The 18,412-nt window shown below is 75.4% G+C and carries 20 protein-coding genes and 1 pseudogene; 7 read left to right on the top strand and 14 right to left on the bottom strand.

The genetic code is table 11. From position 1 onward, the window contains the following. Positions 1-34 precede the first annotated feature (34 nt). Positions 35-778 (top strand): GntR family transcriptional regulator, encoded by a 744-nt coding sequence (locus tag ABZ261_RS21695; RefSeq protein WP_356861523.1) that lies wholly within the window; start codon positions 35-37, stop codon positions 776-778. Here the strand turns inward: ABZ261_RS21695 and ABZ261_RS21690 are convergent. Next, entirely contained in the window at positions 756-1,523 is a 768-nt protein-coding gene (locus ABZ261_RS21690; protein ID WP_356861521.1) for a class I SAM-dependent methyltransferase, read from the bottom strand. The genes ABZ261_RS21695 and ABZ261_RS21690 overlap by 23 nt on opposite strands. A gap of 952 nt (positions 1,524-2,475) precedes the next feature. Then, on the bottom strand, positions 2,476-3,069 hold the full coding sequence (locus ABZ261_RS21685; RefSeq protein WP_356861519.1) for a PadR family transcriptional regulator: 594 nt from the start codon (positions 3,067-3,069) through the stop codon (positions 2,476-2,478). A gap of 73 nt (positions 3,070-3,142) precedes the next feature. Here ABZ261_RS21685 and ABZ261_RS21680 point away from each other — a divergent pair, with 73 nt between their 5' ends. Then, positions 3,143-3,541, top strand: coding sequence for a nuclear transport factor 2 family protein (locus tag ABZ261_RS21680; protein ID WP_356861517.1), 399 nt, complete (start codon positions 3,143-3,145; stop codon positions 3,539-3,541). Between the two features lie 21 nt (positions 3,542-3,562). Here the strand turns inward: ABZ261_RS21680 and ABZ261_RS21675 are convergent, their stop codons facing one another. Beyond that, positions 3,563-4,450 (bottom strand): hypothetical protein, encoded by an 888-nt coding sequence (locus ABZ261_RS21675; protein ID WP_356861515.1) that lies wholly within the window; start codon positions 4,448-4,450, stop codon positions 3,563-3,565. A gap of 149 nt (positions 4,451-4,599) precedes the next feature. Here ABZ261_RS21675 and rho point away from each other — a divergent pair. Further along, positions 4,600-5,628, top strand: a pseudogene (gene rho, locus ABZ261_RS21670) (transcription termination factor Rho); the annotation flags it as partial. A 102-nt stretch (positions 5,629-5,730) separates the two neighbouring features. Next, positions 5,731-6,906 (top strand): serine hydrolase, encoded by a 1,176-nt coding sequence (locus ABZ261_RS21665; RefSeq protein ID WP_356861512.1) that lies wholly within the window; start codon positions 5,731-5,733, stop codon positions 6,904-6,906. A gap of 120 nt (positions 6,907-7,026) precedes the next feature. On the opposite strand, the gene ABZ261_RS21660 is transcribed toward ABZ261_RS21665, so the two are convergent. The 5 genes from ABZ261_RS21660 to ABZ261_RS21640 all read right to left on the bottom strand — a co-directional run bounded on the left by ABZ261_RS21660 (position 7,027) and on the right by ABZ261_RS21640 (position 12,469). Further along, positions 7,027-7,965, bottom strand: coding sequence for a glutaminase (locus ABZ261_RS21660; RefSeq protein ID WP_356861510.1), 939 nt, complete (start codon positions 7,963-7,965; stop codon positions 7,027-7,029). 50 nt (positions 7,966-8,015) lie between these two features. Further along, positions 8,016-9,425: an aspartate ammonia-lyase gene (gene aspA / locus ABZ261_RS21655; RefSeq protein ID WP_356861508.1), complete on the bottom strand. Its 1,410-nt coding sequence runs from the start codon at positions 9,423-9,425 to the stop codon at positions 8,016-8,018. 161 nt (positions 9,426-9,586) lie between these two features. Then, positions 9,587-10,603: an asparaginase gene (locus ABZ261_RS21650; RefSeq protein WP_356861506.1), complete on the bottom strand. Its 1,017-nt coding sequence runs from the start codon at positions 10,601-10,603 to the stop codon at positions 9,587-9,589. A gap of 175 nt (positions 10,604-10,778) precedes the next feature. Next, on the bottom strand, positions 10,779-11,507 hold the full coding sequence (locus tag ABZ261_RS21645; protein WP_356861504.1) for a FadR/GntR family transcriptional regulator: 729 nt from the start codon (positions 11,505-11,507) through the stop codon (positions 10,779-10,781). Between the two features lie 125 nt (positions 11,508-11,632). Continuing rightward, positions 11,633-12,469: an undecaprenyl-diphosphate phosphatase gene (locus tag ABZ261_RS21640; RefSeq protein ID WP_356861502.1), complete on the bottom strand. Its 837-nt coding sequence runs from the start codon at positions 12,467-12,469 to the stop codon at positions 11,633-11,635. A 213-nt stretch (positions 12,470-12,682) separates the two neighbouring features. Here ABZ261_RS21640 and ABZ261_RS21635 point away from each other — a divergent pair, with 213 nt between their 5' ends. Next, positions 12,683-13,696 carry a hypothetical protein gene (locus ABZ261_RS21635; RefSeq protein ID WP_356861500.1) on the top strand — a complete coding sequence of 338 codons (1,014 nt, stop codon included), beginning with the start codon at positions 12,683-12,685 and terminating at the stop codon, positions 13,694-13,696. A gap of 161 nt (positions 13,697-13,857) precedes the next feature. Here the strand turns inward: ABZ261_RS21635 and crcB (ABZ261_RS21630) are convergent, their stop codons facing one another. The 5 genes from crcB (ABZ261_RS21630) to ABZ261_RS21610 form a co-directional block, all read right to left on the bottom strand. Further along, a complete protein-coding gene (gene crcB, locus ABZ261_RS21630) occupies positions 13,858-14,232 on the bottom strand; it encodes a fluoride efflux transporter CrcB (protein WP_356861498.1) in 375 nt (124 codons plus the stop codon). Then, the gene (locus tag ABZ261_RS21625) at positions 14,229-14,642 is read right to left on the bottom strand and encodes a DUF190 domain-containing protein (protein ID WP_356861496.1); all 414 of its coding nucleotides are present in this window, start codon (positions 14,640-14,642) and stop codon (positions 14,229-14,231) included. Before ABZ261_RS21625 ends, crcB (ABZ261_RS21630) begins: the two co-directional genes overlap by 4 nt. Continuing rightward, the gene (crcB, locus tag ABZ261_RS21620; protein WP_356861494.1) at positions 14,639-15,100 is read right to left on the bottom strand and encodes a fluoride efflux transporter CrcB; all 462 of its coding nucleotides are present in this window, start codon (positions 15,098-15,100) and stop codon (positions 14,639-14,641) included. Before crcB (ABZ261_RS21620) ends, ABZ261_RS21625 begins: the two co-directional genes overlap by 4 nt. Before the next feature lie 66 nt (positions 15,101-15,166). Further along, positions 15,167-16,126, bottom strand: coding sequence for an SMP-30/gluconolactonase/LRE family protein (locus ABZ261_RS21615; RefSeq protein ID WP_356861492.1), 960 nt, complete (start codon positions 16,124-16,126; stop codon positions 15,167-15,169). Between the two features lie 268 nt (positions 16,127-16,394). Next, a complete protein-coding gene (locus ABZ261_RS21610; RefSeq protein ID WP_356861490.1) occupies positions 16,395-16,679 on the bottom strand; it encodes an ArsR family transcriptional regulator in 285 nt (94 codons plus the stop codon). Positions 16,680-16,989: 310 nt separating this feature from the next. Here ABZ261_RS21610 and ABZ261_RS21605 point away from each other — a divergent pair, with 310 nt between their 5' ends. Further along, positions 16,990-17,340 carry a VOC family protein gene (locus ABZ261_RS21605; RefSeq protein ID WP_356861488.1) on the top strand — a complete coding sequence of 117 codons (351 nt, stop codon included), beginning with the start codon at positions 16,990-16,992 and terminating at the stop codon, positions 17,338-17,340. Between the two features lie 74 nt (positions 17,341-17,414). After that, positions 17,415-17,813, top strand: coding sequence for a MarR family transcriptional regulator (locus tag ABZ261_RS21600; protein WP_356861486.1), 399 nt, complete (start codon positions 17,415-17,417; stop codon positions 17,811-17,813). Between the two features lie 69 nt (positions 17,814-17,882). Here ABZ261_RS21600 and ABZ261_RS21595 read toward each other — a convergent pair whose 3' ends face one another. After that, positions 17,883-18,281 (bottom strand): SseB family protein, encoded by a 399-nt coding sequence (locus ABZ261_RS21595; protein WP_356861484.1) that lies wholly within the window; start codon positions 18,279-18,281, stop codon positions 17,883-17,885. Positions 18,282-18,412 lie beyond the last annotated feature (131 nt).

The raw sequence follows: 18,412 nt of genomic DNA, 5'->3' as shown, positions 1-18,412 counted from the left end.
GCGGCTACGTTTCGTCACCGACAGGAGGGGCGGCATGGCCCGCACCACCCCGCACGATCCCTCGCCCAGCGACGGCCGGCCCCTGTACGGGCGGATCGCGGCGCTGCTGCTCGACGAACTGCGCGACGGCACGATCCCACCGGGTGAACGGCTCCCGGGCGAACGGCAGCTGGCCGCGCACTTCGGCGTCAGCCGGGAGACCGTCCGGCAGGCGCTCGACGTGCTGCGCCGCAACGGCCTGGTCGCCACCGACCGGCGGGGCAGCCACGCCACGCTGCCCGGGCAACCGGTCGGGACCCCGGACGCGCTCACCTTCCCGGTGGGCTTCCGCCCGGCGGACCCGCGTGCGGTGGACCGGGCGACGGTGACCTGGGAGGCGCCGCCGCCCGAGCACGCGCTGGCGCTGGGGCTGGCCCCGCACCGGCCCACCCTGGTGCACCGCTACCGGTCGGTCACGCCGGACGGCCGGTCCCTGCGGACGGCGGTGACCTCGTTCTCGGCGGTGGCGCTGGCCGAGGTGGCGGAGCTGGCCCGCTACCGGGAGCGGGCCGACGGGGCCACTCCCGCGCAGCTGCGGCGGGCCTACGACTGGATGCGCAAGGCCGGGCTGGCCCTGCACCACCGGGACGCCATCACCCAGGTCGGGGACGCCTCCTCGGTGCGGGTGACCCGGCGGGTGCACGACCAGTACGCGCGCCCCCTGGAGATCACCGACCTGGTGGTGAACGCCGAACAGGACGCGCTGGTCTACGAGTTCACCCTGCCGGCCGCGGGGTGAGCTCCGCCGGGCGGGCGTCGGGCCTGCGGGCCGTCACCAGCCGGGCGCGCGGGCTGCCGTCGGCTCGCCGGCCGAACCCGGGCAGCGCGTGCAGCTCCACCGTGAAGCCGGCGCGCGCCAGCTCCCCGAGCACGTCGCCGAGCCGGAAGGCCCGGTAGTACATGACGAACGGCGGCCGCCACAGCGCGTTGCGCACCCGCATCACCGTGTCGAACCCGAGCAGCAGCCAGAAGGCCCGGTGTCCCGGGCGGGGCGGGGCGAAGACCGGGAAGGCGAAGCACCCGCCGGGCCGCAGCACCGAGTGCACCCCGGCGAACAGCCCCGCCCGTTCCCTCGGCAGGAAGTGGCCGAACGCCCCGAACGACACCACGAGATCGAAGGCGGCCGTGAACGGCAGGGCCCGGGCGTCGCCGCGCACCCAGGCGAGCCGGGGACCGCCGGCGGCCGGCCGGACCCGGCGCCGGGCCACGTCGAGCATGCCGGCGCTGAAGTCGATCCCGGTGACGCTGCGGCGGCACAGTCCGGCCAGCGCCCGGGTCCCGGCGCCGGTGCCGCAGCACAGGTCCAGGCCGTCCGCGAACGGGCCGAGCGGCGCCAGCGCCTGGGTCACGGAGTCCAGCACGACGTCGGGCGTGCGGAACGGGGTGCGGTCGAACTTGGGGGCGAGCAGGTCGTAGCCGCGCTCGACGGACGACAGCGCCTGCACGGCGAGTTCGCGGAGCGTGGGACCTTCGGGGCCGAACATGCCGCCAGCTTAGGGGGGTTTCGTTACAGGTCGGAGTGAGTCGCGGCGTCCGGTGCGGTGCATCGCACGGCGGAGGATCACCCGCGTACCGGGCGTACCCGGGTGGTCCGACGACGCGGCGAGGTGCCGTGCCGGGCGTCGCGGCCCCGGGCCGATCCGAACGAAACCGCCTCGGGCCTGCCGGGCCGGGCGGGGCGGACGGACGCGCCGGTGTCCCGGCCACCGCCCTCCCCCGACCCCTGCCCCTGCTCCCTGCCCTTGTCAGCCGAAGGCGTCGTGGCAGAGCCGCACGATGCGGGGTTCGGCCACACCGTCCGCCTGGCGGCACAGATCCCTCATCCGGGGAACCGGCGGACGGTGGGCGGGCCGGGGCCGGGCGGGCGTCCGCCGCGGCGGACGCCGTTCGGGGCGCGGGCGGCCCACGCGCGGGGCGGCGGGCGGCAGGGCCCGGGGCGGTGCCGCGGGGACGGTCCTGCGGGCGGGCGCGGGGCGCCGCGCCGGCACGGTCACGCGCGCGCTCCCCCGGGGCCGCCCGGGGCCCGTGCGCACGAGCGCCGCACGCCCGGGCGGAACGTCGACCGGCTCGTGGACGACCGACGGCGTCGCCGCGTCCGGCACGGGCGAGCGCTGGGGGCGGGCGGGGCCCGGAAGGGGCCCCGGGCTCACGGTGGCGCAGCCGGTGACGCTGACGAGCGCCGCCACCAGCAGCGGGAGAAGTCGACGAGGCACCCGCCCACTGTGCTGCACCGCCGGCGGTCGCGTGCGCGCGACGCGGCGGCACCACTCCGACGAGCGATCACGCGGTGCGGCGGCGACGCTGGTCCCGCGGTGCGGCGGCACGGTTGCGCGGCGATCCCGCGGTGCGGCGGCACTGTCGCGACGGCGATCCGGGCCTGCGGTGCGACGGAGATCCCGCGGTGCGAGCGAGCCGCCGACGGCGTCGCGGCCGCGGTCACCGGTCCCCGGCGGGCGCGGCCTCCGGCCGCGCGCCGGTGCGGCGCTGCTCCAGGATCGCGAGGACCCGCCGGCACCAGCGCAGGTTCTCCTCCTCGAAGCCGATCCCGGCCATGAGGGTGAGGTACGGCCCGGCGCGCTCGGCGGTGCGCAGGTACTCCTCCTCCGTGCGCCCGTCGAGCAGGCGGTCGCGCAGCCGCCGGTAGCGGTCGAGCTTGCCGCGGGCCCAGCCCATCCGTTCCTCGACCAGCGCCCGGGTGACCTCCGGGTCGCCGCCGTCCATCGCCTGGATCTTGATGAGGAGTTCGTCGCGGAGGGCCGTGGGCCGCTTCGGCGGCTGCGCGGCGAACGCGCCCAGCTCCGCCCGGCCGGCCTCGGTGAGCGTGAACATCCGTTTGTTGGGGCGGCGTTCCTGCTCCACCGTGCGGGCCCGCACCAGCCCGTCCTGCGCGAGGCGTTCCAGTTCCCGGTAGAGCTGCTGCGGGGTGGCGGGCCAGAAGTTCGCGAGCGAGGCGTCGAACGCCTTCGACAGCTCGTAGCCCGAGGCCTCGCCCTCCAGCAGGGCGGCCAGGACGGCGTACTTCAGCGACATGTGGACAGGCTAGCAGCCGTTGATTAATCTCATCCGCACCTATTCAAATAATTGACTATGCAGGGGTGATCCGATGCGCGCGTTCCGCGAGGCGGTCGAGGCCGGGGACATGGACGCCGTGGAGGCGCTGCTGGCCGAGGACGTCGTCTTCACCAGCCCGGTCGTCTTCAGGCCGTACGCCGGCAAGGCGATCACCGCGGCGATCCTGCGCGCGGTCGTCCAGGTCTTCGAGGACTTCCGGTACGTCCGCCAGATCGGCGCCCCGGACGGCCCGGACTCCGCGCTGGTGTTCCGGGCGCGGGTGGGCGACCGGGAGCTGACCGGCTGCGACTTCCTGCACGTCGGCGAGGACGGCCTGATCGACGACCTGACGGTGATGGTCCGCCCGCTGTCGGGCGCGCAGGCCCTCGCCGCGGCCATGGGCGCGCGGTTCGAGCAGATCGCGCGGGAGGCCGGGGCGCGGGAGGCCTGAGCGGCCGCGCCCCGGCGCGGATCACCGCCTGAGCTGCCGCAGCGTGGCCTTGGAATCGGTCTTCAGCCAGCCGGTCACGTCCGTGAGCGCGGGCGGGTTCTTGTCCCTGTCGTAGGAGGAGAGGTAGGCGCTGTAGGTCATCGTGTACGTCACCCAGCCGTCGCGGACGGCGAGGGTGGCGTAACGGGAGCCGGTGGAGGAGCCGTTCGTGGTGTCCTGGCTGACCAGGTAGGCCTCGTCGCCGATGCCCTCGACCGGGTCGACGTCGTAACCGGTGTGGCTCTCCCCGTAGTTCTTCCAGGCGGCGGTGAACTCGGGTCCGGGGTCGGTCTTCTTGTGCAGGTCCAGCTGGATGGTCAGGTAGGCGTCGGCGTACGACGAACCGGACTTCTTCAGGCTCAGGCTGCAGTTGCTCTGGTCCAGCGCCTCGTCCTCGAGGGACGTGCGGGTCGGCGAGGAGTCGCTTCCGGTGTACTCGTCCTTGAAGGAGGAGTAGTCGGCGGTGGAGCACAGGTCGGACGGCGCCGAGTAACCGCGCAGGTCGGCTTCGCCGCCGCCGGCGCCGTCGGCGAGGAGCACACCGGCCGCCCATGCGGCGGAGGCCAGGACCGCTCCGGCCGCCGCCCACAGCACCGCGCGTCCGGCCCCCCTGCCGCCGCCGGGCGGGGGGACGGGCGGTACGGGCCCGTACTGCGGCGCCTGCAGGTAGGGGTTCCCCGGCTGCGACGGGGCGAGCCCGGGACCGCCGACCAGCGTGGGCTGCCCGTGGAAGGCACCCGCCGGGGGCGACTGCGGATGCGGGTACGGGTAGGCCGTCGGCTGGGGCGGGACGAACGGTTGCGGGGCGGGCTGCTGGGGCTGCTGCGCAGGCTGGTCGGCAGGCTGCGGGGGCTGCGGCGGCGTGGACATGCCGTGAAGATAATGCACGGTTGACGGGCAAGTCCCCCCACGTCCGCGATCGTTACGGTCTGGGGACGTCTGGCGGGAAACCGGGGCAGCCGGCCTCCGCGCGCAGCCTGCGGTCCCGCCCGGTGCGCCTGCCGCACGGCGCGGTCCTGCCCTCCCCCGCCGACCCGCAGGTCCCGCCGCAGCTGATCCGCCGCCACGGCCTGCGCAAGGGCGACCTGGTCGAGGGCGTCCTCGGCGCCCAGCGCGCGGTGACGGCGGTCGCACGCGTCGACGGACGCGCCCCCGGCGACCTCCGCTCCCGGCGGCACTTCCGGGACCTCACCCCGCTCCACCCCCACCGGCGCATCCGGCTCGAACACCCCGCCGCCGGGCCGGCGGGGCGCGTAGCCGATCTGCTCGCGCCGGTCGGCAAGGGCCAGCGCGGCCTGATCGTGGCCCCGCCGAAGACCGGCAAGACGGTGCTCCTGCAGCAGCTGGCCGCCGCCGTGGCCGGCAACCACCCCGAGTGCCGGCTGATGGTCCTCCTGCTGGACGAGCGGCCGGAGGAGGTCACCGAGATGCGCCGCTCGGTGCGCGGCGAGGTGTACGCCTCCACCTTCGACCGGTCACCCGGGGGGCACATCGCCCTCGCCGACCTCGTCGTGGAGCGGGCCAAGCGTCTGGTGGAGGCCGGCGAGGACGTCGTCGTCCTGATGGACTCGCTGACCCGGCTGTGCCGCGCGCACAACAACGCCTCCGCCGCCGGCGGCCGCACCCTGAGCGGCGGTGTCGACGCGGGTGCGCTGATCGGCCCCAAGCGGTTCTTCGGCGCCGCCCGGCAGGCCGAGGAGGGCGGCTCCCTCACCGTCCTGGCCACCGCCCTGGTGGACACCGGGTCCCGCGCCGACGCCTACTTCTTCGAGCAGCTGAAGGGCACGGGCAACATGGAGCTCCGTCTGGACCGGGAGGCCGCCGCCCGCCGCCTCTTCCCCGCCGTGGACATCGGCGCCACCGGCACCCGCCGCGAGGAGCTCCTCCTCACCCCGGCCGAGTCGGCGGCCGTACACGGTCTGCGCCTCGCCCTGCGTGCGCGGGAGTCCGGGCCGGCCGCCCTGGAGACCCTCCTGGAGCGGTTGCGCGCCACACCCGGCAACGCCGCGTTCCTGCGGCGGATCCTGCCCACCCTGCCGCCCGGCTGACGCCCGCCGCGGGACGGCGGGGTGCCGCATCCGGGTTGCTCCGGTGGGCCGAACGGCCCCGACGGCGCGGCACACCCGCACCACCGTTCGTACGTTGATCATATGATCACCGGACTCTCCTCTCGCGTGGCTGCGTCGGCCTGCTCCCTGTGCGTGGCGGGCCTGCTGGTGCTCACACCGGCCGCGGCCACCGCCGGACCCCGGGCCGGGGAGCCCGCGCCGCCGGGCCCCCACGCGGCGACGCCCGGGCCGTCCCTGCTCCACCGCTCCGGCGCCCAGGTCCGGCCGCACCCGGGCGCGCCCGCCCTGCCCGACGTCTCGGCGCTGTCCTGGCTGGTCGCCGACGCCGGCAGCGGGGAGGTGATGGCGGCCGGCGACGCCCACCGCAGGCTGCCGCCCGCCAGCACCCTGAAGACACTGTTCGCCCTCACCGTCCTGCCGGGGCTGCCCGGCGGGCTGCGGCACACCGTGCGGTACGAGGAACTGGAGGACGTCGGCGAGGGCAGCAGCCTGGTCGGCGTCGAGGAGGGGCACACCTACCGGGTGGCGGACCTGTGGCGCGGGGTCTTCCTCAGCTCGGGCAACGACGCCGTGCACGTGCTGGCCGCGCTGAACGGAGGCTGGGAGGCCACGGCCGCCCGGATGCAGGAGAAGGCCCGCTCCCTCGGCGCCCTGGACACCCACGTCGTCTCCCCGGACGGCTACGACGCTCCCGGTCAGGTGTCCTCCGCCTACGACCTGGCGGTGTTCGGCCGCGCGGGACTGGCCGACCCCGACTTCGCCCGGTACTGCGCCACCGCCGAGGCCGACTTCCCCGGCGACGGGTCGCCCTACCCGATCGCCAACACCAACCGGCTGCTGACCGGCGAGGACGGTGTGGCGCCGTACCCCGGCCTCATCGGCATCAAGAACGGCTACACCAGCAATGCGGGCAACACCCTGGTGGCCGCGGCCCGCCGGGGCGGGCGCACGCTCGTGGTGACGGTGCTGAACCCGCAGGCCGGCGGGGCCTTCGCCGTGTACGAGGAGGCCCGCGCCCTGCTCGACTGGGGTTTCGCCGCGGCCGGGCGGGTGGATCCGGTGGGCTCGCTGGACGGCCTGCGCGCCGGGTCCCGTACGGCGCCGTCGGCCAAGCCGGTCATGGCGGCCACCTCCGCCGCCCCGGAGGGCGACTCGGACTGGTCCGGCACCGCGGTCGTCGCCGGGCTGTCGGGGCTCGGCGCGGGGGCGCTGGCGCTGGCGCTGCGGTCGAGGACCGGCCGGGCGCCGCGCGGCTGACGCGGCCGGCGGACCGGGGAGCGGCTCGCGGTCCCTCCGTCCCGCCCGGCGGCGCCCGCGGACGCCCACGCGCCGTACGGCCTTCCCGGCCGCGGCGGCACGGACGCCGGGACGGGGCGTTCAGAAGACGGAGAGACCGGTGAGCGTGGTGAACCAGTCCAGGGCCGCCACGCCGGCCACCGAGTTGCCGCGCTCGTCCAGGCCCGGACTCCACACGCACAGCGTGCACCGGCCCGGCACGACCGCGATGATCCCGCCGCCGACCCCGCTCTTGCCGGGCAGGCCCACGCGGTAGGCGAAGTCGCCGGCCGCGTCGTACGTGCCGCAGGTCAGCATGATCGCGTTCACCTGCTTGGCCTGGCTGCGGCTGAGCAGCCGGCCCCCGTCGGCCCGGATGCCGTGCCGGGCGAGGAAACCGGTGGCCAGGGCCAGGTCGGCGCAGGAGGCGGCGACGGAGCACTGCCGGAAGTACTGGTCGAGCAGGACCGGCACGTCGTTGTCGATGTTGCCGTAGGAGGCCATGAAGTGGGCGAGGGCCGCGTTGCGGTCCCCGTGGGCGGCCTCGGAGGCGGCGACCTCCCGGTCGAAGTCGAGGGCTCGGTTGCCGCTCTCGGCCCGCAGGAACGCCAGCAGTTCGCCGGCCGCGTCCCCGGTACGGGTCTGCAGACGGTCGGTGACGACGAGGGCGCCCGCGTTGATGAACGGGTTGCGCGGGATGCCGTTCTCGTGCTCGAGCTGCACCAGGGAGTTGAACGGGTTGCCGGACGGTTCGCGGCCGACGTGCTCCCACAGCGCGTCGCCCTCGCGGGCGAGGTCGAGGGCGAGCGTGAAGACCTTGGTGATGGACTGCGCGGAGAAGGGCCGCCGCCAGTCGCCCACCCCGTAGACCGTGCCGTCCAGTTCGGCGACGGCCATGCCGAAGCTGCGCGGGTCGCAGGCCGCGAGGGCCGGGATGTAGTCGGCCGGCCGGCCGCGGCCGGGCGTGCGGCTGATCTCCTCGGCGATGCGCTCCAGGACCGGCAGGTAGGTGAGCGACGACGTCGTTGTCATGATCGCCATTGTGCCTCCGGGCCGGTCCCCGAGCGTAGTCGTGCCGGCGTCGCCGCAGGTCAGGCGGTCGGCGCTCCGCTGCCCGCGACGACCTCGGGGCGCAGCAGTCCGGCGAGCCGCTCCGCGGGCAGCAGGCCCTTCTCCAGCACCAGTTCGGCGACGCTGCGGCCGGTGGCGAGGGCTTCCCTGGCGATCTCGGTGGCGGCGGCGTAGCCGATGTGCGGGTTCAGCGCGGTGACCAGGCCGATGGAGTCCTCGACGCTCGCGCGCAGCCGTTCGGTGTCGGCGGTGATGCCGGACACGCAGCGCTCGGCCAGGGTGAGGCAGGCGTTGCGCAGGTGGGTGACGGACTTCGACAGGGAGTGCAGGATGAGGGGCTCGAAGGCGTTGAGCTGGAGCTGCCCGGCCTCGGCGGCCATGGTGACGGCGACGTCGTTGCCGATCACTTCGAAGGCGACCTGGTTGACCACCTCCGGGATGACCGGATTGACCTTCCCCGGCATGATCGACGAGCCGGCCTGCACCGGCGGCAGGCTGATCTCGCCGAGGCCGGCACGCGGACCGGAGGACAGCAGGCGCAGGTCGTTGCAGGTCTTGGAGAGCTTGACGGCGATCCGCTTGAGGACGCCGGACACCTGGACGAAGGCGCCGCAGTCCTGGGTGGCCTCGACCAGGTTCGCGGCCGTGACCAGCGGCAGGCCGGTGATGGCGGCCAGGTGGCGGCGGGCCGCCTCGGCGTAGCCGGCGGGAGCGTTGAGGCCGGTGCCGATGGCCGTGGCGCCGAGGTTGATCTCGTGGATCAGCTCGACGGCCTCGGCGAGACGGCCGCGGTCCTCCTCCAGCATGACGGCGAACGCGGAGAACTCCTGGCCGAGCGTCATCGGCACGGCGTCCTGCAACTGCGTGCGGCCCATCTTGAGCACGTCACGGAACTCGACGGCCTTGCCGGCGAAGGCGTCCTGCAGCACGGACATCGCCTTGAGCAGTCCGCGCACCGCGAAGACCGTCGCTATCTTGACGGCGGTCGGGTAGACGTCGTTGGTCGACTGGCCCATGTTGACGTCCTCGTTGGGGTGCAGATGCGCGTACTGCCCCTTCGCGTGGCCCAGCAGTTCCAGCGCGCGGTTCGCCACGACCTCGTTGGCGTTCATGTTGGTGGACGTGCCGGCGCCGCCCTGGATGACGTCCACGACGAACTGGTCGTGCAGCGCGCCGGCCCGGATCTCCCGGCAGGCGGCGACGATCGCGGCGGCTTTCGCCGGCTCCAGCAGGCCGAGTTCCTCGTTGGCGAGGGCGGCGGCCTCCTTCACCGCGGCCAGGGCGTCGATCAGGTGGGGGTAGGCGGAGATCGGGGTGCCGGTGATGGGGAAGTTCTCCGTCGCGCGCAGGGTGTGGATGCCCCAGTACGCGTCGGCGGGGACCTCGCGGTCGCCGAGCAGGTCGTGCTCGCTCCGGGTGGGCGGGGTCATGGGGGCGGGGTCTGCCTTTCTGAGGTACGTGAGGTGAGGCGCCAGGGTGGGGCGTCCTCGGCCCGCGGCCCCTTCGGGGTCCGGTAAGCCGCGGGACGGTCCGCGCGGGGACGACGCCGGCCGGCGGTCCTGCCCCGCACGGCCGGCGTGCAGCGGGTGCGCTACGCGCAGGCGGGCAGCGGCGCGGGACCGAGCGCGCGCACCGGCCGCACGCAGCCCACGGGCTCCCCTCCCCCGAGCAGCGGCTCCCCCGCGAAGTCGGCGAGCAGGGCCGGGTCGACGCCCGCGCGGGCGAGCGCGGCCGCCGTGACCGGGACGCGGGCCCGGTCCGCCCCGTCGGCGATCTTCACGGCGACGGCCCGGCCGTCCGGCAGCGCGGCCACCTCGACGCCCTCGAAGCCGTCCTTGGCGAGCAGCCCGGGCACGGCGCGCATCAGCGCGGCGACGTCCCGGCCGGCGCCGGAGGCCATCTCGGCGTGCTCGCGCATCGCATCGGCGACGCGGGCCCCGGGGGTGCCGGGCGCGGCGGAGGCGATGCGGGCGACGGCGCGGGCCAGACCGTGCAGGGAGACGGCGAACAGCGGGGCGCCGCAGCCGTCCACCGTGACCCGGGCGACGCGCTGGCCGGTCAGCTCCTCGACGGTCGCGGCGACGGCCCGCTGGAGCGGGTGCTCCGGGTCGAGGTAGTCCTTCAGGGACCAGCCGTTGAGCCGGGCGGTCCAGAGCATGGCCGCGTGCTTGCCGGAGCAGTTCTGGGCCAGGCGGGACGGCGGCCGGCCCTCGCGGACCCAGGTGTCCCGGACGGCCGGGCCGAACGGCATGTCGGGCACGTTGCGCAGGTCGTCCTCGGTGAGTCCGGCGAGTTCCAGCAGGCGCCGGACGCCGGCGAGGTGCCGCTCCTCGCCGGAGTGGCTCGCCGCGGCCAGCGACAGCAGGGCGCCGTCGAGCGGCAGCCCGGCCCGCAGCATGGCCACGGCCTGGACGGGTTTGAGGGCGGAGCGCGGGTAGAAGGCCGCCTCGACGTCGCCGAGCTGGAATTGCACCTGCCCGTCGGCGCCGAGGACGACGACGGAGCCGTAGTGGACGCCCTCGACCACGCCGCCGCGGACGAGGTGGGCGACGGGAGCGTGGAGGGGTTCGCGGACGACGGGTGCGTCGGCGGGGGAACTGCTGTGCATCACTGCCTGCGTCATGGGGTCGGGGCCGGCCGGAGCGCGGGTCGCGCGCCGGCGGCGGGGCGGGTCGGGCGGGGGCGGACGCCGTGGTCGCCGCCCGCCGCGGCGGTCCGCGGCGGGCGGGGCGCGGCGCCGCCGGTGCGAGCGGGGGACGGGCCGTACGCGGGGGGCTGCCCGCTCACGCCGGCGGTCCGCCGTCCGTGGGGTCCGTGCGCGTGGCGCGCACGATGTCGGTGAGGGTCGTCTCGACGCGGTCGAGGTGGAGGCTCATGGCGGCCACGGCGTCGTGCTCGGAGCCGCGGGCCAGCGCCTCGACGATCGCCCGGTGCTCGCGGTCGGACTGCTCGCGGCGGCCGCCCAGCTCGTTCAGGAAGGCAGACTGACGCGCCAGTGCGTCCCGGATGTCCTCGATGACGCGGCGGAAGACCGGGTTATGGGCGGCCTCGGCCACGGCCAGGTGGAAGAGGGTGTCCATCGCGACCCAGGCGGTGGTGTCCGTCTCCCGCTCCATGCGGTCGAGCAGACGGGCCAGGTGGGCGAGGTCCTCCGGGGTGCGGCGCAGGGCCGCGTACCCGGCGACCGGGATCTCGACGTGGCGGCGGACCTCCAGCAGGTCGCTGGCCGCGTAGTCGCCGAAGGTGGGGTCCTCGACGGCGTTGGCGACCACGAAGGTGCCCTTGCCGGTCCTGGAGACGGTGAGGCCCATCGTCTGCAGCGCGCGCAGCGCCTCGCGGAGCACCGGCCGGGACACGCCGAGGGTGCGGCACAGCTCGGCCTCGGACGGCAGCTTGTCGCCGAGGGCGTACTCGCCGCGTTCGATGGCGCCGCGGAGGTGGCCGAGCACCGCTTCCATGGCGCTGACGCGCCGGGGAGCCGGACCACCTGTCTGGCTGTCTGACAGGTTCACGGGGATCGATGGTGCGGGGTGCGGGCGCCGGCTGTCAAGCCGCCGTGCACCTGCGGTGCACCGGGGGCGCGACGCCTGGCCGGCAGGCGCCGCACCCCGTCGGTGAGCTGCGGGACGCGCTGGGTTCAGCTGCTGAGCACGCCGGTGCCGAGCAGGCCCAGGAGGAGGACGCCGATGACGATCCGGTAGAGCACGAAGGCGTTGAAGGAGTGCTTGGCGACGAACTTCAGCAGCCAGGCGATGGAGGCGTAGGCGACCACGAACGACACGACGGTGCCGACGGCCAGGGGGGCCGCGCCGACGCCCGCGCCGAGGGCGTCCTTCAGCTCGTACAGACCCGCGCCGGTCAGCGCCGGGATGCCGAGGAAGAAGGAGAGCCGGGTGGCGGCGACGCGGTCCAGGTCCAGGATGAGCGCGGTCGACATGGTCGCGCCGGAGCGGGAGAACCCGGGGAAGAGCAGGGCGAGGATCTGGGAGCAGCCGACCCACATCGCGTCCTTGAACGACGTGTCGTCCTCGCCGCGCTTGTGCCGGCCCATCTGGTCGGCGGCCCACATCACGCCGGAGCCGGCGATCAGCGAACCGGCGACCACCCACAGCGAGGCGAGCGGGCCGTCGATCAGCGGCTTGGCGGCCAGGCCCACCACGACGATCGGGACGGTCGCGGCGATCACCCACCAGGCGAACTTGTAGTCGTGGTGGTGGCGCTCCTCGCGGTCGGCCAGACCGCGGAACCAGGCGGTGACGATCCGCCTGATGTCCTTGAAGAAGTACACGAGCACGGCGGCGATGGCGCCGACCTGGATGACGGCGGAGAAACCGACGACGGACTTGTCGTCGACGGGGATGTCCATCAGTCCCTCGGCGATCTTGAGATGGCCGGTGGAGGACACGGGCAGGAACTCGGTCACCCCCTCGACTACTCCGAGGACGACGGCCTGACCGACGGAGATGGCGCTCATGGAATCCAGTTCTGAGGAAGGTTGGTCGACAGTGTCTAGACAGTACTTACTCCCCTCGGCCGTGGGGCAGGCGCCCGGGTTCCGGACCGCCGTCCCGCGTGACACCGCGGGTGCGCGGCATACCCGGGGAGGAGCGGCTCTCACCCCTGAGGCGGAGGGAGATCGTTCCGCAAGCCGATGCCGGGTCGCTGCGGTCGGTGCGAGGGTCGGTGCATGGCCGGTGCGACGGGGACGACGAGGGCGCCTGGGCGCGCATGGGGGCGGCGGTGGCCGTGCTGGGCGGCCCGCGCCGCGACGGTGTGGGCGCTGGTGTACGCGGGCTTCGGCCTGGCCTGCGCGGCGAGCGGGACGCCGGTGCTCCGCCTGGGCGGCGCCCCGGGGCCCCCGGCGCTGGGCTGGGCGGTCACGGGGGTGGGGGCGCTGGCGGCCCTGGCCTGCGGCGCGGTGGCGCGGTACGGACTGCGGCCGGCGTCACGGGTACTGCTGTGGGTGGTCTGCGCGCTGGCCGGGACCGCCGCGTTCGGCCTGCTCATGGACGTCATCACGCTGCTCTTCGGTCAGGGGGTGGACAGCGGCGTGGCCGCCGCGCACCACGCGCTGGCGGCGGCCGGGGCCCTGCTGCTCGCGGCCACCGCCCGGTCCGACCGCCGCCCGCCCGCCGAGGCCGCCGTTCGGGCCCCTTCCGCCGCCTCCGGGCCGGTCCAGCTCGCCGCCTGGGCCGGGACGGCGGCCTTTCTCCCCTACGCGGCGATGAAGCTCACCTGGGCATTCGGCGGCGACTTCGCCGGCATGACCGGCGAGGAGATCCTCGCGGTCTCCCGGCGCAACGGTGCGTCGGGCATCTGGCTCACCCTGGAGTCCTGGGGCCTGGACGGCACCGTGCTGCTGGCCGCGCTCGGCGTCTTCCTGCTGTGGGGACTGGTCCGGCCGTGGGGCCAGGTCTTCCCGCGCTGGACGCCGTGGCTGCGCGGCCGGCGCGTCCCGCGCTGGCTCCCGCTGGCCCCGGCCCTGATCGGCGCCGCCACACTGGCTCCGTACGGGGTGTCAGGCGTCGGCTACGCGGCCCTGGCCACAACCGGCGCGGTGACGATGCGGCGAGGCGACTTCCACTCCTCGAGCGACGCACTGCTGGTCGCCTGGATCGGCATGGCCGCGTTCGCCGTCCACGGAATCGCACTGATCGTCGCTGCCCGCTCCTACTGGCTGCGGTCCCGGTCGGCGGGGTGACCGGCCGCGCGGTCATCGCGCGCCGGCGTTCCGTCCGGCGGACGAAGTACGTGATGTCGCCCAGCCCTGGCGGAAGCTCCGGCGCCTTCGGCACGTGGAGGCGCCCGCCGCGGCTCGCCGGCTCGGTCAGCTCATGCGGCCGGCTGCCACGGGCACGGCGCCTAGGCCCACAGCAGGCCCGCGAGCGAGGCACCGGTGAACGCCGCCGCGAGCCCCGCCGCCACGCTCGCCACGACGTTCACCGCGGCGTAGAGGCCGGAGCCCGCCTCGGTCAGCCGCAGCGTCTCGTACGAGAAGGTCGAGTACGTCGTCAGCGCGCCGCACAGCCCCGTCCCCGCCAGGAGCTGCAGCCGCGGCCCGGCGGCCCCGGCCGAGACGGCGCCCGTGAGCAGCCCGAGGAGCAGGCAGCCGACCACGTTGACGAGGAACGTGCCCCAGGGGAAGAGCGAGTCGTGCCGGGCCTGCACCGCGCGGTCGGTGAGATAGCGCAGGGGGGCGCCCACGACGGCCCCCGCACCGACGAGCAGCCAGTTCACAACGATTCCTCACCCTCGTGTCCACCTCCGCCGGGACCGACCGCATGGCCGGGCCCCGTCCCCCCGGTGTCCTCCCGCGCCGCGCCGGGCAGCACGACCTCGCACTCCTCCAGCGTCGTGAGCCCCCCGGGGGCCAGGTCCTCGAGCTGGGGCAGGAAGGCCCGCACCCGCTCCTCGGTGTCCACGACGACGACGGCGACCGGAAGGTCCTCGCTCAGGGACAGCAGCCGGGAGGTGTGGATGCGGGAGCCGGCGCCGAAACCCTCCACGCCCCGGAAGACGCTGGCCCCGGCGAGCCCGGCGGCGTGCGCGCGGCGCACGATCTCCGAGTAGAGCGGCCTGTGGTGCCAGGTGTCGTCCTCGCCGAGGTAGACGGTCAGCCGCAGCGCCCGGCGGGCACGTGGCGTCATCGCGGTCTCCTCAGCAGCAGGCGCCGGGCGGCGGCCGAGCCCAGCCACACGGCCGCGAGGGCCGCGCACAGCGTCGCGACGAGATAGGCCGACCCCAGGCCGGGGCGGCCGGCGCCGGCCAGGCGGCGGACGTCGACCGCGTAGGTGGAGAAGGTGGTGAAGCCGCCGAGGACGCCGGTGCCGAAGAACGGCCGCAGCAGACGGTGCGCGGCCCACACGTCGGTCACCAGCACCATGAAGACGCCCATGACCGCGCAGCCGGAGACATTGGTCCAGAAGGTCGCCCACGGGAAGCCGCCGGGACGAGCGGGCCAGGCGAGCGTCAGCGCGTAGCGGGCCAGGGCGCCGAGCGCGCCGCCGGCCGCCACCACCGCGACGACGGGCGTCTGCGCGCGCCACCCGGACCGCCGGCCCGGCACGGGACGGACGCCGCGGGTCTGCGTTTCCGGGGCTGTCATGCTGCCTGCGTCTCCTGTTCGGCCCCCGCCCCTGCGGGCGCTCACGGCCGCCAGGGTACCGCCGCGTCAGCGGGCGGCAGGCCGGGTGCAGACCGCCACACCCGGCTCCCGGAGGCTGCCCAGCACCAGGTGCTCGCCGGCCGCGCACACGCTGGTGACCATGCGGAAGCCGGAGCGCCGGCGGATGAGGCGGTGGACGGTGCGGCCCTCGTCGTCCACGGCGACGACGCCGATGGTCGCGCCCGGGCGGTACGGCACGCGGACGGCGGCCCGGGCCGCGCCGCGGCGGACGGCCGGCGGGGCGCGGTGCAGCAGGCCCAGCGCCGGGAGGCGGGGGGCGGCCAGGGCCACCCAGACCGGCCCGGCCGGGCCCTCGCGCCAGAGGTTGTCCGGCATGCCCGGCAGGTCGGCGAAGGGCTCGGCGTGTCCGGCGCCGGGGCCGGTGAGCCGGTAGCGGAGGAGGCGGCAGGCGGCGGTCTCGGCGACCAGCAGGAAGGAGCCGTCGGCGCTCGCGGCGACTCCGTTGGCGAACTGCAGCCCTTCCAGCAGCACTTCGGGCTCCCCGCCCTCCGGGGGCAGCCGCAGCAGGCGACCGGTGCGGGTGTGCTCCACGATGTCGCCCGCCCACCGGTCGAGGCCGTAGCGGCGGCTGGTGACGGTGAAGCACACGGCGCCGTCGGGCAGGGCGACGGCGTTGCTGCAGAAGCGGAGCCGCTCCCCCGCCACCGAGTCCGCGAGGACCCGGACGGACCCGTCGTCCGTGCCGACGCGGAGCAGCCCGCGTATCGCGTCGCACACCAGCAGGTCCCCGTCGGGCAGGAGTTCCAGCCCCAGCGGCCGGCCGCCGGTGCGGGCCAGCACCTCCACGCGGGCCGTGCACGGGTCGTCGAGGTGGTGGACGCGAAGGACACGGCCGTCCGCCACGCCGGTCAGCACCCGCCCGTACGGGTCGGCGACGACGTCCTCCGGCCCGCGGGCGCCCAGGGAGACGTAGTGGAGCGGGACGAGTTCCGCGGGACGGTCCATGTGCGGCCCCTTCGCCGTCGGGCCGGCCCGTGCGGCCGGCGGCCCGTGCGTCGGCTCGCGCGCGGCGAAACGCCGTCCGGCGGGCCCCGCGAGGCGCGGACACCGCAGGCGGCCGAACGCTCGCCCCCCAGGCTCCCCCGCCGGTCCGGCGGCCACTCCAGCCGCACCACCGCACCACCCCGCCGCACCACCGTGCACGCCCCCTCGACCCGGCCCCCCGGTGTGGCCCCCGCACGGCGCCCGTACGGCCCCCGCGTGGTCCCCTTCCTCACCAGCCCTTCTCGAAGAACCGGGCCACCTCGGCGATGCGGACCTCGTCGCGCCGGTAGCGGGTGCGGCAGCGGACCCGGCGGGTGCGCAGCAGGCCCAGGCGGGTGAGGAAGGTCAGATGGGCGAGGGCGGTCCGGCGGGGCAGGCCCAGCTCGGCGGCGACGGCCCGGGCGGTGACCCCGGCCTCGGCGACGTCGCGGCGGGCGGCGGGGAAGTGGGCCGCCGGGTCCTTGAGCAGGTCCAGGATGGTCTGCCGCATCCGGCCCGAGGGAGTTGCCGTCATCCGTCCGCCCTCCGTCCCGGCCCCTGGTACGCAGTGTTCCCACTGTGCCGTCCGGCGACGCCGCCCCGCCCGCGAGTCCGCCCCCGTTGGCCGGTACCGAACGGCCGTGCGACGCGACCGCCGTGCGGAACGTCCCGCGGCGGAGGGCGCCGACCGGACACGGCCCTCCCCGGCACCCACGTGCGGGCGCCGCGGCCCCTGCGCCCGCAACCGGTCAGGATCCGAGAAGCCGCGGCGCAATCCGCGGTCCTGGCGTGGGGGCACCGGCGGAGACCGCCGTCGGGCCACGCGCGTTCGAGGAGTGAGCCGTATGACCACCGGACTGCGGACGATCGTCTACCCGGTCAAGGACCCGGAGCGGGCCAAGGCCTTCTTCACCGCCCTGCTCGGCGTCGAACCGTTCGCCGACGAGCCGTACTACATCGGTTACAAGGCCGCCGGGCAGGACGTCGGCCTCGACCCGAACGGGCACGCCCAGGGCCTGACGGGGCCGGTGCCCTACTGGCACGTCACCGATCTGCGGGAGCGGTTCGCCGCCCTGCTGGAGGCGGGCGGCGAGGTCGTCCAGGACGTGCGGGACGTGGGCGGCGGCAGGCTCGTCGCCTCGGTCCGGGACGGCGACGGCAACCTGGTGGGCCTGCTGCAGGATCCGGCCGCCTGAGGCCCGTACGGCCGTCCGCGGCCACCGGTAGTTGCACACTCAACGATTGGCCGGAACGGTGCTACCGTGCGGGTATGGCAGTCAAGACGGCCGAGACCCGGCTAGAGGAACGCTGGCGGGACATCCTCGCGGTGCACGCGCGCACGATGTGCGAGATCGACCGCGCGCTGCATGCGCACGGCCTGGGCGCCAGCGACTTCGAGGTGCTGGACATCCTGGCGGCCGAGTCGCCCCGGCAGGGCGACCAGTGCCGCGTGCAGAACCTGGTCGGCCGGGTCCATCTCAGCCAGAGCGCGCTGTCGCGGCTGATCGGACGGCTGGAGAAGGACGGCCTGGTGGAGCGTTCCGTGTGCGCCGAGGACCGGCGCGGGGTGTGGGTGGCGCTCACCCCCAAGGGGCGCGCCCTGCACGCCGAGGTGCTGCCGCTGCAGCGGGCCGTGCTCGCGCGCACGCTGGCCGAACGGGAGCGGTGAGCCCCGGCCCGGGGCGAGCCGGACGCGGGTCGCGCGGCTCGCCCCGGGCGGCGCAGCCATCCCGGTGGTTCAGCGGGCGAGCAGGGTGCGCACCCCCTGCGAGGTGAGGGTCAGTGCGTGGGCGGAGCTGCCGTCGATGGCCAGGGACAGATGCTCGTCCGGCCACTGCGAGGCGAGCGCGCCGAGCGGGATCAGGCGGTAGCGCGAGACGAACGGCAGCAGCTCGGCCATCTCGCCCTCCGAGGTGAACACCGGGACCACGGGGTCGCCTCCCGGCTGCTCGAGTATGGGCAGGGCCACCGTCGAGGAATCGGTTCCCTCCCCGTCGACCGCGTCGTCCGGAACAGGGACGAGCACGTCACTGTGGGCGAGGGTGTCGAGGGCGGCCTGGTCCTCGGCGTTCACGGCCAGCGCGTCCAGCGCCTGCTGGGCCGGCGTCGGCAGGTCGTCGTGTGCGGGTGTCTCCATGGCAGATCCCCAGGTAGCGGCGTTCTTACGGGCCACCCGGACGGGCTGGCGCCCGGGCGTGCTTCCGGCTCGCGTACCCGGTGGGGTCCGGGGCATGCGCGGGGACCGGCGGCAGGTCCTGTGAGGGCGCC

The sequence above is a fragment of the Streptomyces sp. NPDC006193 genome (genome assembly GCF_040613915.1).
Lineage (GTDB): Bacteria > Actinomycetota > Actinomycetes > Streptomycetales > Streptomycetaceae > Streptomyces.
The sequence above is the reverse complement of the archived record's forward strand: the minus strand, read 5'-3'. Positions and strand labels throughout refer to the sequence as shown.